This is a genomic window from Pandoraea captiosa (assembly GCF_902459775.1).
In the GTDB taxonomy this organism is placed as follows: domain Bacteria; phylum Pseudomonadota; class Gammaproteobacteria; order Burkholderiales; family Burkholderiaceae; genus Pandoraea; species Pandoraea captiosa.
Genome location: NZ_CABPSQ010000001.1, coordinates 940,798 through 955,329, shown reverse-complemented (window position 1 = coordinate 955,329; position 14,532 = coordinate 940,798). Strand labels below are relative to the sequence as shown.

The 14,532-nt window shown below is 64.3% G+C and carries 9 protein-coding genes; 3 read left to right on the top strand and 6 right to left on the bottom strand.

The genetic code is table 11. The features are described from left to right. Nucleotides 1-17: 17 nt before the first annotated feature. From PCA31118_RS04070 to PCA31118_RS04060, 3 genes are all read right to left on the bottom strand, one after another. Nucleotides 18-1,052 carry a 2,5-dihydroxypyridine 5,6-dioxygenase NicX family protein gene (locus tag PCA31118_RS04070; RefSeq protein ID WP_150623142.1) on the bottom strand — a complete coding sequence of 345 codons (1,035 nt, stop codon included), beginning with the start codon at nucleotides 1,050-1,052 and terminating at the stop codon, nucleotides 18-20. 95 nt (nucleotides 1,053-1,147) lie between these two features. Then, a complete protein-coding gene (locus PCA31118_RS04065; RefSeq protein WP_150623140.1) occupies nucleotides 1,148-1,990 on the bottom strand; it encodes an alpha/beta fold hydrolase in 843 nt (280 codons plus the stop codon). A gap of 43 nt (nucleotides 1,991-2,033) precedes the next feature. Next, nucleotides 2,034-2,786 carry a maleate cis-trans isomerase family protein gene (locus tag PCA31118_RS04060; protein ID WP_150623138.1) on the bottom strand — a complete coding sequence of 251 codons (753 nt, stop codon included), beginning with the start codon at nucleotides 2,784-2,786 and terminating at the stop codon, nucleotides 2,034-2,036. A 289-nt stretch (nucleotides 2,787-3,075) separates the two neighbouring features. Here PCA31118_RS04060 and PCA31118_RS04055 point away from each other — a divergent pair, with 289 nt between their 5' ends. From PCA31118_RS04055 to PCA31118_RS04045, 3 genes are all read left to right on the top strand, one after another. Then, complete coding sequence (locus tag PCA31118_RS04055; protein ID WP_150623136.1) at nucleotides 3,076-4,245, top strand: FAD-dependent monooxygenase; 1,170 nt, start codon at nucleotides 3,076-3,078, stop codon at nucleotides 4,243-4,245. A 79-nt stretch (nucleotides 4,246-4,324) separates the two neighbouring features. Then, the gene (locus PCA31118_RS04050) at nucleotides 4,325-4,828 is read left to right on the top strand and encodes a (2Fe-2S)-binding protein (protein ID WP_150623134.1); all 504 of its coding nucleotides are present in this window, start codon (nucleotides 4,325-4,327) and stop codon (nucleotides 4,826-4,828) included. Nucleotides 4,829-4,949: 121 nt separating this feature from the next. After that, nucleotides 4,950-7,307 (top strand): c-type cytochrome, encoded by a 2,358-nt coding sequence (locus PCA31118_RS04045; protein ID WP_150623132.1) that lies wholly within the window; start codon nucleotides 4,950-4,952, stop codon nucleotides 7,305-7,307. A 185-nt stretch (nucleotides 7,308-7,492) separates the two neighbouring features. Here the strand turns inward: PCA31118_RS04045 and PCA31118_RS04040 are convergent, their stop codons facing one another. From PCA31118_RS04040 to PCA31118_RS04030, 3 genes are all read right to left on the bottom strand, one after another. Next, complete coding sequence (locus PCA31118_RS04040) at nucleotides 7,493-8,809, bottom strand: MFS transporter (RefSeq protein ID WP_150623130.1); 1,317 nt, start codon at nucleotides 8,807-8,809, stop codon at nucleotides 7,493-7,495. Nucleotides 8,810-9,142: 333 nt separating this feature from the next. Further along, the gene (locus tag PCA31118_RS04035) at nucleotides 9,143-10,888 is read right to left on the bottom strand and encodes an ABC transporter ATP-binding protein (protein ID WP_150623128.1); all 1,746 of its coding nucleotides are present in this window, start codon (nucleotides 10,886-10,888) and stop codon (nucleotides 9,143-9,145) included. Between the two features lie 197 nt (nucleotides 10,889-11,085). Then, nucleotides 11,086-14,175 carry a hypothetical protein gene (locus PCA31118_RS04030; protein WP_150623126.1) on the bottom strand — a complete coding sequence of 1,030 codons (3,090 nt, stop codon included), beginning with the start codon at nucleotides 14,173-14,175 and terminating at the stop codon, nucleotides 11,086-11,088. Nucleotides 14,176-14,532 lie beyond the last annotated feature (357 nt).

Genomic DNA, 14,532 nt, shown 5'->3' with positions numbered 1-14,532 from the left:
GGGAGGGTGCACCGCCGTCATTCGTAGACGACGCGCCCGTCCCGGACCATGATTTCGTCGTCGAGCGAGACGGTGCAATGACGCAGCGGAATGTCGATGTGGCATGTCGTCGTGCGCGTGCCGCCGCCTTCGTTGTTCGGGCCGAGCGAGAACAGGAAGTTGCCTTCGAAAGCCCGGGCGTCCATGCCGATGGTGGCTTCACGGTCGTACAACCCCAACGTCGACCAACGCGCCCGTGGCTGCAACCCCCAGCCGATGTGCGAGATCGCGTAGCCTTCCGGATCGCGGAACGTCTCCATGTAGTCGCGCAACAGGTCGGCGTCGACACCGCCTTCGATGCGCGTGGCATAACCCTTTTCCACGGTCAGCCGGATCGGCTCACTCACGTAACGCTTCTGCGGCAGCAGAATATCGCCGCGGTCGATCACGATCGTGCCGTACGCCGTGTGATCGTTCGGATATGACAACGCAAACCCGCTCGGCCAGTGGTCCCATCGCCCCGGCTCGTCGACAAACCCATATTCGGCAGTAGGCCCGAACTCGCCCATCGGGCAGACGAGCGACGTGCCGGCGGGCGACGTCACACGCATCTCGCGCGCTGCCCCCAGCTTGGCGGCAGCCGCCATCACGCGGGTCTTGTCGCCCGGCGTGGGCACCATGCGCGCCAGCACTTCGGGCGGCTCGACCGCCAGAAGAATCTTCGTGCCCCCTTTCAATATGTCGTGCTGCTCCGGCGAGAACAGCAGCGTCATGAGGTCGAGCACGAGGTCGCTCGCCTTGAGTGCGGCGATAGCGGCGCGGTTTCCGGTCAGCGGCGTGGTGCCCAGATACGACAGCGAATCGCGACTGAACGCCTTCTCGCCATTGACGGGCTGAAGATCGAGCTGGTTCGTGATCGCGCCCATCGACTGCGCGGCGATCAGCGCACAGCGAAGCGTCTGCGGGTGCGTGGAAGCGCTGGTCAGCACGGTGACGTTCTGCCCGCGCGACAACTTCGATAGCGTGAGCACTTCGCGCCACGCTTCGATCAACTGGAAATCACTGATGGCCATGGCCGTCTCCCTTACGTGTCCTGCTCATGTTCGTGGCGATACGTCCTGCCAGCATGTCGCCCAGGTCGCTTGCCATTCAGGTCGTTCTGCGCCGCTCAGGCGCCCGACGTCTGCCCCACGGGCGCGCCGAGAAAATCGCCGAACGCCGCGTAGAACCCTTCGGGGTTGTCCCACGGGATCATGTGACCGGCATTGGGTACGCGAACGTGTTGCATCGACGGCGTGGCCTGCTGAAGCTCGGCCACTTCCTCGTCTCGCACGACGTCGCCGTTCTGCGCGGTCATGAGCAGCGACGGCACGCGCAGCCCTGCGGCATCCGCAAAGAAATCGTCCTGATGGAACCCTTCGTACGAGGCGAGCACCGCGCGCTCGTCGCACGTGTGCAGCCATTCGGCGCGCAGCGCCAGTTGCTCCTCGGTCCACGTCGGACAGAAGGCTCGCATGCCTTCGGCGTCGATTCCCGCGCGCGCCAGCGCCATCGAGTCGACGTACCACGGCAACTTGCCCGGGTAGGCACGGCGGCCAGGCCCGGAGACCGGCGGATCGACGAGCACGACCGACGTGAGACCTCGCGGTTCGCGCAGTGCCGCACGTGCGGCGATGCGCGCGCCCATCGAATGTCCGACCAGCGCGAACCGTTCGAGCCCAAGCGCCGCACACAGCGCCACGACGTCGTCCGCCTGCGCATCGAGGCTGTAGTCGAGTTCGGACGACGCACTGGACAAGCCCCGGCCCCGAACGTCGAGCACGTAGGTGTCGAATTCGCGGCCGAAGACTTCACCGACGAATCCCCACGTCACCGCCGGGCTGGTGATGCCCGGGATCACGATTACCGCAGGACGCGACGCTCTCGCCCCGCCCTTGCCACCGTACCGAAGGAAATGCTGACGAATGCCGTTGGCCGCGACGTTCGCACCGTATTGAAATGTCGAAGTCATGCGATGCACCTCAAGGATGTCGGGAGATCGGGAGATCGGGAGATCAATACGCGCCGGAGAGCAACGCCCCCGCACCGGGCACCACCGGTTCGAGATCGAGCGTGCGCAACATGGCGTAAGTCGTAGCGATGGCGGCGGTAATCACCGGCTTGCCGGTCATGGCTTCGACCTTAGCCACCGCAGGAAGGGACGGCATCTGCACGCAGGCCGACAGCACGATGGCATCGGCGTCCTGATACGGCAGCGTCTTGACGATCTCCGGCAGACGCATCGGGTCGTGACGGCCCACGTCGAGATTGTCGGGAATTTCCAGCGCGCGGTAAGCGATGACGTCGTAACCCTCATTGCGGATGTAATCGACGACCAGTTCCGTGAGCGGCTTCATATAAGGCGCCACCACAACGATGCGCTTCGCGCCGATGACCCGCAGGGCATCGACCAGCGCACCTGCGCTGGTGAGCACCGGGGCTTGCCCGCCATTTGCGATGGTCTGTTCCGTCAGACGCTTCTGCGACACGCGGTGATAGCCGTGGCCCATTGCCATGATCGCCACGAGACATGCGTAGCCCAATACGTCCACGCGCGCATCGCTCAACTCGACGGCGCAGCGGTCCGACTCGGCGTCCATGGCCGCCAACTCTTCCTTCACGACCTTCTTCATGCGCATGCGGCTCGAATGGAAGGTAAAGCGCTCGGGACGGATCGTTTCGCGAAGACGCAGCATCGCGGGAATCTCGGTTTCCATCGTGGTGTTCGAACTCGGCACGATCTGGCCGATGCGGTAGTGCTGGGTCATGAAGACAGTCTCCCGAAAGGTGGGTCTGGTGATGATTTGATCAAAGTCTAGTGCATACGCTATATGCAGGCAACCCTGAAAAAATACGCCTTCTCAGAATTTTTCCGAAACAAATCAGCGAAAATTCCGCGATATTCAGATTTAATAGGGGCAAACCCTAGATCGATTGTTTTGTGGTTGCGACGGATTTTTATAATGTGTACGCTACAAATCACTGACCTCACTCACCCCCGGCGGCTACCTCGTCACACGCATTGAAGGTATGTCGACCACACGATCAGGAGCCACCATGAGCAAACCCCGCATCGCCATCATCGGCGCAGGCCTGGGCGGCACGGCCGCCGCAGGTCTTTTGCAGCGCAGCGGATACGACGTCGCGCTGTACGAGCAGGCCCCGGCCTTTTCCCGACTGGGCGCGGGGATCCATCTGGGGCCCAACGTGATGAAGATCATGCGCCGCCTGGGCATCGAGAACGCGCTCAACGTCATGGGCTCGCACCCCGATTATTGGTACAGCCGCGACTGGAAGACCGCCGAAGCCATTTCGCAGATTCCCCTTGGCGACTACGCGCTGAAGACTTACGGCGCCACGTATCTGACCGTGCATCGCGGCGACTTCCATGAACTGATGACGAAGGCCGTCACGCCGGGCACGATCCGCTTCGGCAAATGCCTCAAGTCCGTGGAGGACACGGGCAACGAAGTGCGTATGACCTTCACCGATGGCAGCATCGAAACGGCAGATATTCTGATCGGCGCCGACGGCGTGAACTCGAAGATCCGCGAGCACTTGTTGGGCGCCGAGCCGCCCCGCTACACCGGCTACGTCGCGCATCGCGCCGTATTCCCCGCGTCGCTGCTGGGCAACAAGCCTTACGACATGTGCGTGAAATGGTGGTCGGGGGATCGTCACATGATGGTGTACTACGTCACGGAAAAGAAAGACGAGTATTACTACGTCACCGGTGTGCCGCAGAAGGACTGGCCGGAAGGGGTATCGATGCTGCCGAGTAGCCGCGAGGAAATGCTCGAAGCCTTCGATGGCTATCATCAGGACGTTCAACACCTGATCGAAGTGTCGCCGACGATCACCAAATGGCCTCTGCTCGAACGCGACCCGCTGCCGGTGTGGAGCCGCGGTCGACTCGTGCTGCTCGGCGACGCCTGCCATCCGATGAAGCCGCACATGGCGCAGGGTGCCGCCATGGCCATCGAGGACGCCGCCATGCTTACCCGCTGCCTCGACGAAGTCGGTGTCGGCGACTACGCCGACGCGTTCGGGCTGTACGAGGCGAATCGTGCGGCGCGCGCCTCCGAGGTGCAGCGTGTCTCTCACAACAACACGTGGCTGCGCACGAACGAAGACCCGGCGTGGGTATTCGGCTACGATGTCTTCTCGATTCCGCTCGTTCCCGCGTCGTCCCGCACGGTCGCGCCGCCGCTTACGGCTGCCGCCTGAGCCGCCGGGGTACGAGACTTGCATTAGCCTGAGGGGGTGACGCATCCGTCACCCTCGTAATCATTTTGCGAGTCAGTTGATGGCACTACCCAGCTCGCCTTCGGGCCCCACCACGTTACGCGTGAACGGTGTGACGCACACCGTCCGCGATGCGACGCCGCAAACGCCACTGCTTTACGTGCTGCGCAACGATCTCGAACTCAACGGGCCAAAGTACGGCTGCGGCCTGGGTCAATGCGGCGCATGCACCGTGCTGGTCGACGGACAGCCCACGCGCTCGTGCGTGGTGCCGGTGAGCGTGGCGCGCGAGCGCGAAGTCACGACCCTGGAAGGCCTTGGCGACACGACATCGCTGCATCCGATTCAGCGCGCCTTCATCGACGAACAGGCGGCGCAATGCGGCTATTGCCTCAACGGCATGATCATGAGCACGAAAGCGCTGCTCGATCGCAACCCGTCGCCCGACGACGACGCCATTCACGACGCGTTGCGCTTCAACCTGTGCCGCTGCGGCACGCATTACGAAATCGTCAAAGCCGTGCATCGCGCGGCGCAATACCTCCAAGATGACAAGAATCGATGATGCGCCAGACGGAGACGCGCACGCCGGTGCGTCTACACCAACGCCAACGCCTGCGTCGCAGACGGTCTCCCCTCGACACCCTGGGCAGATAGCGCAAAGCCCCGCCTCGCCCGACGCGGCGATGCGTCATGCCACCTATGCGTGGCCGACGCGTCAGGGCGACGCGTCGGCACACCTTGACGTCTTTGCCCAGACCCGGGACGATGGCACGCTGCGCAGCTGGCGTTACCGCGCCGCAGTGGACGGTCCGGCATGGGTTGCCGACGCCACATCACCTGCATCGCCCCCGTCGACGCCAGAGGCCGTCTCGCATCACCTGCCGCCATATCGCCACGAACACGTGGCCACCGAGGTCGTCGACCCCGGGCAGCGCATTCCCGCCACGGCTCACGCTTTCGCGCGCGAGTCGTTTATCGACGAAGTGGCAGCGCAAGCGGCCCAAGACCCTGTCGCCTATCGCCTGCGCCATCTGACGCCGGGCAGCGACGACGGTCCTCGCGAAGTCATTCGCATGGTCGCGCAGCGTGCCGCGTGGGGATTGCCGTGCGGCTCGGATGCGGATGCACCGCCAGACGGCTGGCAACGCGGCCGCGGTTTCGCCTTCGACGCACAATCGGCACGGTCAGCACAGTCAGCACGATCGTCGAGTCCGGGCGCCCAAGCCGACCCCGACACCTGGTCCGCCTGGATCGTCGACCTCGACGTGAATCCCGCTTCCGGCGACATTGCGCTGCGACGCGTGGTCGCCGGACAAGCCACAGGAAAACCCGGCGAGGCGGCGGAGGTCAACGGGCTCCCGGCACAGCAGATTGCCGACGCCGTACGCCATGCGCTCGGCAGCCGATGGCGTCTCGCTCCGTCTCACGATGAGACGGGAGGCGGGCCCGCCGAGCACCCCGTCATGCTCAACGTCGATGCGGCGTCGAACGGCGACACGCTGCCGGTCGAGCCAAACGCCGCAAACGGCGCCAATGCCGAGAATGCCGAGAATGCCGGTCGACTCATCGGCGCCGCTGCGCCTGCGGCGGCCGCCATTGCCAATGCCCTGTTCGACGCCACGGGGGTTCGCCTGCGCCAACCGCCCTTCACGCCGGAAAATCTGCGCACCGCGTTGCGAACGCCGGGCAACGCGATACCGCCCAAACCCGCCGGCAAGAAGCAAAAGCGTCGCGCCAAACGGCTATCCCGATGGCTTACCGGTGGGGTCGTCGGCAGCATCGGTGGACTCGCCGGGCTTGCGGGCGTGATGCTCTTCGGTGCGGCGGAAATCGCCCCGATCACGGCGCCCGACAACACCCTGTGGTCCGCAGCGACACTGGAGCGAGGGCGACAGATCGCGCTGGCCGGCGACTGCGCCGTGTGTCACACCGCCCCGAAGGGCGCGACCAACGCCGGCGGTTTGGCCCTCGAAACTCCTTTCGGCACCGTCTACTCGACCAACATTACGCCCGACCCCGAGACGGGGATCGGCAGCTGGTCCTACGCAGCGTTTGCGCGCGCGATGCGCGAAGGCATCTCGCGCGACGGATCGCACCTGTACCCCGCCTTTCCCTACACGGCGTTCGCCAAAATGAGCGAGCCGGACATGCTGGCGCTATATGCACATCTGATGTCCGCGCCCGCCGTGAAGCATTCGCCGCCAAAAACGTCGTTGCCGTTTCCGCTCAACCAACGACGTCTGGTCGCCGGTTGGAACTGGCTCTATCACGACAGCACCGAATATCGCCCTGACCCGTCGCAATCCACGCTCTGGAATCGCGGGCGTTATCTTGTCGACGGCGCGGGGCATTGCGGCGCCTGCCACACCCCGCGCAACACGCTCGGCGCTGAGCAGTCGAAGCAGTATCTCAAAGGCGGGGAAGCCGAGGGCTGGCGTGCGCCGCCGCTCGTCGCGTCGAAAGACTCGCCGGTGCCCTGGACCGAGCCCGCCCTGTTCGATTATTTGCGCACGGGCTTCTCGTCGGAACACGGCGTGGCGGCCGGCCCGATGGCGCCCGTCGTTGCCGGACTCGCCGCCTTGCCGGAATCGGATGTGCGTGCTATTGCGCACTATCTGGCGTCTCTGTCGCCGAAGACCGACGCCGCCGCTGCGACCGAGATTGCGCGAGCGCGCGCCAAGGGCGCGGACATCACCACGACCCTGGGGCTCGAAAACGGTCGCCGCACGTTCGAGGCGGCCTGTGCCGTGTGCCATACCGACAGCGGTGGCGTCGGGCACTTTGGCGTTCGCCCGCTCATGGGACTGAATACCAGCGTAAGTCAGGCAACGCCGGACAATCTGATGCATGTGCTGATGAACGGCATCGATCAACCGGCCACCGAGGCGCTCGGCTATATGCCGGGCTTCCGTGACTCGTTCGACGACAAGCAAATGGCCGAGCTCGCCGCCTTCATTCGCGCCCGATATGCGCCTGACCAACCATCCTGGCAAGACCTCGAGGCTTCCGCAGCGCGCGCACGCAACACCCAGCCTCACTGACCCTCATCATTGACACTAATCAGGCAGGCCGGGCGTTGACGCGCCCAGTCCGTCCGCTCCCTCCAACTTCCCCGCTTCCCCAGCGTCCCATCTCCGTTGCGCTGCCAATGAAAAAAGGCCGACATCCTCTGTCGGCCCTTCCATTGCGCACACTGCCGTCATGCGCCGGTCGCCCGGCGCGACGACTAGCGGTTCACCAACTGCTTCGGATACGCAAGCGCAAGCGCGCAGCCGATCAGCATGCATACCCCGAAACCGTAGATGCCAGCGGACTGCGTGTGAAACGTATCGCGCAGCCACCCGATGAAATACGTGCTGCCAAAGCCGCCGAGGTTGGCCAGCGAGCATGCAAACGCGATACCTGCGGCAGCGGCGGACCCCTTGAGAAACGTGGAGGGCAAGGCCCAGACCACCGGCATGGCCGCTGCGGCACCCAGATTGATGAGCGAGAACAGCACGACGGTCATGACGGTGCCGTGCTGCCCCGTCGCGAAAACAAACATCGCAACGGCCGAGAGCATGAACGGCAACACGATGTGCCAGCGACGCTCGCGACGCTTGTCCGAGCTGGCGCCCCACACGAGCACACCGACGACCGCGATCGCGTTCGGAATGGCCATCAGCCAGCCGATGGTGTACGGATCGCGCACCCCCGTGTCCTTCAGGATCGTGGGCAGCCAGAAGCTCACGCCGTACAGGCCGAGCAACACGCAGAGGTCGATCAGGCCGAGCGCCCACACCTTCAGATCGGTGAATGCCGCACTGAGGTTGTGCCGCTTGTGCGCGCTGGCGTCCTTGTCGAGGTTGGCGCTCAGAATGGCCTTTTCCTCCGCACTCAACCAACGGGCCGAGGCAATGCCGTTGGGCAAGTACATGAAGATCGCCACCCCGAGCAACACCGACGGCAGCGCTTCGAGCACGAACAGCCATTGCCAGCCGCCAAAGCCATGCGCGCCATCGAACATCGACATGATCCAGCCCGAAATCGGGCTGCCCACCATGCTGGAGAGCGGAAGACCGACCATGAACAGCGCGATGATGCGCGCGCGGCGCTCGTCCGGATACCAATGGGTCAGATAGAGCAGCACGCCTGGCAGGAAACCGGCTTCGGCCACGCCGAGCAGGAATCGAAGGACATAGAACTGCGTGGGCGTCGTCACGAACGCCGTGGCGCCTGACAGCAGCCCCCACGTGACCATGATGCGGGCGATCCACAGCTTCGCGCCCACTCGCTGAAGAATCAGATTGCTCGGCACCTCGAACAGGATGTAACCGGCAAAGAAAAGTCCGGCGCCGAGGCCATACACGGTATCGCTGAACTGGAGCGCATTGAGCATTTGCAGCTTGGCCAGACCGACGTTGATCCGGTCCAGATAGGCAGCGAAATAACACAGACAAAGAAATGTGATCAGACGGATGGTGACTTTTCGGTAAAGCGCATCGACATTGCTACCGTGCAAGGCAGGCTGCGCGACCGAGTTGGGTGTGGCGGTGTAGGACATGGCGACTTCCCGTGGCGTGAGCGACTGGATAACGGTGACGCAAGCGGCGCTCGCGTGATACGCAGGTGCATGCGGCTTGCTTATGTGCATGTATAGCACAAACAAAAAAGCGTACACACTACAAATTAATGGGCGACGAACAAAGGGAAAACCCGAACATTTCGAATTAACTCTTATTTTTTATGAGTTTTTGTGGTTTTCCATCGTTCGCTCATAACAAGTGAATCGCTGATTTATAGTGTTAACGCTATGAATTAAGCAAATTGCGAAGACGCACACGTCAGCGTATCTCAAGTCAGCCGCTCTCGTCAGCGCAACAAAAAAGCGCAGCACTCAACTGCCCTGGCGTCTGGCCAGCACTTCGTCACGCGGTCCGGCATCGACGATTCGACCGCTCTCCATCACGACGACGGTATCGAAGCGTACGAGCAGGCTCGGTCGATGGACGGAGGCGACGATACACGCCGTGGGAAATGCGTCGTACATCCGATCGAACACGCGCCCCTCCGCCAACGGATCGAGCGCACTCGTGGGTTCGTCCAGCAGCAGCAACGAACTGCCCTGCGCAGCCAGCGCACCGCGCGACAGGGCGAGCCGCTGACGCTGACCGCCCGACAGGTTGCTACCCCTTTCATTGAGCAGACTCGCCAGGCCATCGGGCATCGTTTGCAGCACGTCGTCGAACACGCCCGCATGCACCGCTGCGCGTAACGCCTGGGCGTCGGCCGGTTCACCGAACGTCAGATTCTCTTCGACGCTCGCCTCGAATACATCCGCCTCCTGCGGAATCAAGGTGGCCAGCGTGCGCAACTCGGACCATGCGATCTGCGCGTCGTCACGACGCAATGTGCCTTGCTGCGGGAGATAAAGCCCCGCCAGCGTTCGCAGCAACGTGCTCTTGCCGCCGCCGCTCGGGCCGATGAGTGCCACACGCGAGCCGCGCCGCAACACCAGATCGATGCCGTGAAGGCCGCCACGCGCATCTGCCGCGTAGCGCCACGAAACGTTGTGCAGGGTCAGTGTTTCCCAGGGGGCATTCGGAACCACAGCGGGCACGGCAGCGTCTGGCTCGCCGGGGGCGGCCCAGATCGGCTCGGCGCTGCCGTAATCGGTATGCATGCGCGCGAAGCTCTGGAAGTTCGACGCCATCGCACCCACGACCGTGGCCGCCTGTTGCGCGTATTGGTAAATCATGAAGACGGTGCCGAGCATGACCGCCTGACCCGGCTCGCGTGACTGCAATACGTAGACCACGACCAGAATCCACGTCAGCCCCATGCCCAGAATGTCGACGGCGAACCACTTCCCTTCATTGACCGTGACGGCGCGCCGCAATGGCGCCATCACGGCGTCCATGCGATGCCCCAGCAGCTTGCGCGAGGCCGCCTGCAAGCGCAAACCGATGACCGTACCGGCATTGCCGACGAAGTCGAGCAATGCCGCTGCATAGCGGCGCTCGGCGTCGTTCTCCGCTCGGGCCAGTTGCATCAGCACGCGGTCGAAGCGCAGGATGATGACGGCGATGACGACGTACCCCGTCACCGCAATCGCGCCACTCGTGCGAGACAGCAAGGCCAGCGCGACGAGCGGGCCGACGAAATTGAAAACGCTTTGCAGATAGCCGAACTGATTCTGCGCGAAGTCGGACAGGGCACGGCTCGACTGGACGATGCGATGCTGCAATTCGCCCGAATGCCGCCCGTCGCGCCATGCCAGTGGCGCGGCCGCGATGCGGGCATACAACTGATCGGCCAGACGTACGCGCACGCGCACACCGACATTGCGCTCCAGGATCCGCCCGGGACCGTGAATCAACCAGGAGAGCAGATAGATGCCCACCAGATACGCGATCCAACGCCCCGCGACAGCCATATTCCCTTGCTGGAGCGCGTTGATCGCCTGTGCCGCCAGCCAGGGCATCGTCAAGCGCAACAACTGGGCCGCCGACAACAACGCGGCCGCACCGAGCAAGTGACTTCGCGCACCTTGCGCGTGACGCCATAGGGCCCGATAGAGATCGCGCGCGGCACTGCCAAGGCCGACCGCAGGTTCGCGCGAGGAAGCGTCTGACGCCGTCATGGGTTCGTTGGTCCTCTGTTGACGTTGCGAACGTCGTTGTGAATGTCATTTTGAAGCGCGTGGTGAAGCACGCGATGAAGCAACACAGCGGCCGGGCCGCTGCGATGGCGTCGGCCCGGCCTCCGCCTCATGAGGTCATGCCCATGGCGTGACCTCGAGAGCGGTCAATATAGGGGAAAACCGCGGCATCGTCCTGGTCAGAGCGTCGAATGTACGTGTGGGGGCTCGTGCGCGACGCCCGCTGGCGAGCGAGTTCCCGGCGCGGGCTGGCCCGTGGGGATGACGTCAACCACGTCGGGCACCGCCGTGACCGGCGTCTTGTCGCGAGGCGATGGCGCGACGTAGTAGAAGCGCAATTCGGCATCGGGATAGTGATACGGGGCCATCGCCAGATTCACCGCGCACGAGTCGCAAAACGGCATGCGCGAGCACATCACGATAGACCGCACGACACCTTCACCCGCCGGATGATCCGCATAGATCTGCGCGAGAATCAACCGTTCGGTGTCCAGCGCGCGCGATTTGGCTTCGCCGGCCCTTGCGTTGTAGGTCGGCAGATTGGCGTCCGCCACGACATAGCGCAACGCCGGCGGCTCGGTCGCATCGCCCGACTGGCTTCCTTTCGTTAACTTCGTCGACGCCGTCACCTTCGCAGCCTTCGCAGCCTTCGCGGCCTTTGCCGCTTTTGCAGCACTGTTTCGCTGGTGGATGACGCTCATCTCGCGTTGCGCATAAGCTGCCCCCGCGTCGACGAAGCGCACACCCGGCGAGGTGGGACTCAGCGTCGGGAGTCGCGAGCGCTGAAGCCCGGACAGGCAGTAGTACAAGGTGCGCGATCCGTCTGCGAGCGTGACCTCGGCAAGCGCAATGTTTGCGTTGCCGGATAAGCCCCGCAACCGGTCCTGAACCGCACGCGCCGCGCGGGCGTTGCCCGTGACCAGCGCCTGGAGGCCCGACATTCCCGGAAAGACTTCTTCGAAGTGCGCCAGCACGTCGCGCGTCGTCTGAACGTCGCCCGTAAACGGCAGTTGAGACCACACGGCCAACGGCGACGGACGCGACACGAAGTCCCGCGCGATCGCATTCACGAAGGCATCGGACTGCGCCGGATATTGCTGCCAATGGGCCCATAATCGATCGAACGTTGGCAGCAACGCCGGATCGACCTCGGGCGTGGCACTCGCGCCGGCGCCATCCACTTCGTCCATGCCGCCTCTTGCGACGGCGATCCGATGCTCGATGGCGCGTGTGATCCGATCGAGTGCGCGCCGCGCATCGACGACCGACAACGGCACGTCTTCCAATCCCCGCCACACGTCCGCGGGTGACGGCGCGCGCTCCCACATGCGCAGGTACAACTGCAACAGGGTGCGCGTCTCACCGTAAGAGATCGCGGGCAGCACGATAGCGTTTTCTGCGGCGGCGCGATGTTGCTGGGCGACCCGGTATTCGCGAATATCCCGATGTTGTGCGTCGCGACGATGCAGTCGCACGTGCTGCGACGCGCTGCCTCCCGGGTGCTGCGGCAGAGCGAACCGATAATGGATGTCGTGCGTGACCTGAATCACGCCGCGCAAAACGCCATGGCGGTCCCGATAGGTGCCGAAGGGGGCCGCGAACCGCATGTCGCCCAGCGTGAGATGCACCCGACGGCCACCGACCGGGCCATCCGTCGTGGCCTGCTCGAAGAACGTCAGTTCCCCGTCCACCGTCGGCGCGTAGACCGACGCGTCCACCACCGGCGAATCCGCGCCGACGTGCGGCACGCCGTCCTCATCGAACTCACCGAGCCGCCCGAAAGCAAAGAAACGCTGGCGACCGTCTGCCGCCGCAAACGGCTGCGCATAGACTGCGAGTCGCAACCGCAGCACCGGCGAGGCCTCGATGGCCTGATGCTGCGACACCGTCGCGCCCTGTTCGGTCACGCTTACCTGCCCCGGGCGCTCCACATGGCATTCGAGACACATGCCGTCGACGTCGGCCCCAAGGCCACGCGAGATGCGACATAGGGAATCCGCCCCCCCTTCTGCACGCAGTTCGTCCAGCGCTCGCAGATTGGACGCGTGCTTGCGTGTGCGCGCGACGGTCGTACCGTAAAGCACGCCGTCGATTTCGAAAACCTGAACCCCGTTACGGGTCAGATCCGGTCGGTATTCGACGTAGGTATTCGGGGGCAACGACCACTGCACGCCACGCCCGAGTGCGCCGTCGAACGACTCGTGTTCGTATGTGGCACGGCCGGGGCGTTCCACCGAGACCGCGGGGGCGTTGTGTGAATTGTGACGCGCGTCTTGCGGCCACAAGTGCGAAAGCAAGGCGAGCACCTCGTGCCGAAGCGTATCGGGACGAACGACTGCCGCGAGGCATCCGAAACCGGACATCGCCATACGCGCGGCCAGTCTGCGCGTGGGATCGAGCACCGAATCCTCGCTAAACACCACATGACGGCGTGCGCGAACCGGCATCGCATCGTCCGAAGCGCGACGCCGATCGCGAGGCAAATGCCGTTGCACCGTGTCCAGCAGCAGTTCGACGACTTCCTCGAGATCGGGCGAATCGAGCACCGTCGAGTCGGGCGAAGGCCAGCCCGGCGAAATCGACGCCCCTGCCCGCCGGTCCCAGAACCGCAATTCGTCGTCCTCGGCAATGCGTGATTCGATCGTCGGCCAGGTGTCGCCCCAGAAGGTCGGGCCGTGCGTGCGCGCGTAGCAGCGAGGCCAAAACGTGTGACGGGGCACGCAGTTCAATACGGGAGAGACGAGTTGCGGGGCCTGGTCAGACAGCGATAACGCATATTGGCGCCAGTCGCCGTCCGGATCGCGAAGGGCCAGCAAGATCGCATGGGTCGCGTCGTACATTACGCGCTGCGCGGGCGAACCCGGATGAGCGGCATGGTCCACACCGTGTTCCACAATCAACGAGGTTCGAAATGGAATCAGCAGGTCTGCCCGAGCGAACGCCTCGCGTGTCTCACGGTCCGATGCCGCTACCGATTCACGGATCAGCATCACCAATGCCCGTTGGAGGTCTTGGCGGTACGTCGCGCGTCCCGTGCGCAATGCAGCGGCGCTGTCGCGCGGCAGCGGCGTGACACCGAGCGGACGGTGCTCGGCGGGCGGCAGGCACGCGGGAGACACGTCATGTGCGTCGCGGCTTGCCGGTCCCATGCTCAGCAACCCGAACACGCCCTGACTGAGGCTCGATTGCGGAAGGAGCCCGGGCGCGATTTGCCTGCGGCTCGGCGTGCGTGGCACAAACACGCGAGGGGCGAGAGCGGCGACAGGCATGGCCGGTATCATCGCGGCAGACGCTAGTCCGGCCACGCTCATCAAGGTCAGGGCGAATACGGCGCCCGCCCGGTTCGATGCGCCTGGTACGCGCGAGCGGACCGATACCTCGTGCGGCGCCGTACTCGACGCTGTCTCTGACGCTGCACCCGACACCCCACCGCGAGTGTCCACAACGCGGCGGGTTCGTGGGCGAGCGCCACTGTGCGCGCTGTGTCGATGGGATGACCGGCCCGCGCGCCAGTCGTCGGCGAACGCGTGGCGCTGGCGGCGATGCGGTGCGTCGTGAACATGCGACGCGGGGCGATGGGCGTGGTGCGGGATCGACTGATGCATTCGGGTCATGACGCGTGTCTC

What these genes read in the sequence shown, in the direction of transcription:
- PCA31118_RS04070 (WP_150623142.1), bottom strand. Translation starts at nt 1,052, where the DNA reads ATGGCCATCAGTGATTTCCAGTTGATCGAAGCGTGGCGCGAAGTGCTC.
- PCA31118_RS04065 (WP_150623140.1), bottom strand. Translation starts at nt 1,990, where the DNA reads ATGACTTCGACATTTCAATACGGTGCGAACGTCGCGGCCAACGGCATT.
- PCA31118_RS04060 (WP_150623138.1), bottom strand. Translation starts at nt 2,786, where the DNA reads ATGACCCAGCACTACCGCATCGGCCAGATCGTGCCGAGTTCGAACACC.
- PCA31118_RS04055 (WP_150623136.1), top strand. Translation starts at nt 3,076, where the DNA reads ATGAGCAAACCCCGCATCGCCATCATCGGCGCAGGCCTGGGCGGCACG.
- PCA31118_RS04050 (WP_150623134.1), top strand. Translation starts at nt 4,325, where the DNA reads ATGGCACTACCCAGCTCGCCTTCGGGCCCCACCACGTTACGCGTGAAC.
- PCA31118_RS04045 (WP_150623132.1), top strand. Translation starts at nt 4,950, where the DNA reads ATGCGTCATGCCACCTATGCGTGGCCGACGCGTCAGGGCGACGCGTCG.
- PCA31118_RS04040 (WP_150623130.1), bottom strand. Translation starts at nt 8,809, where the DNA reads ATGTCCTACACCGCCACACCCAACTCGGTCGCGCAGCCTGCCTTGCAC.
- PCA31118_RS04035 (WP_150623128.1), bottom strand. Translation starts at nt 10,888, where the DNA reads ATGACGGCGTCAGACGCTTCCTCGCGCGAACCTGCGGTCGGCCTTGGC.
- PCA31118_RS04030 (WP_150623126.1), bottom strand. Translation starts at nt 14,175, where the DNA reads ATGCCTGTCGCCGCTCTCGCCCCTCGCGTGTTTGTGCCACGCACGCCG.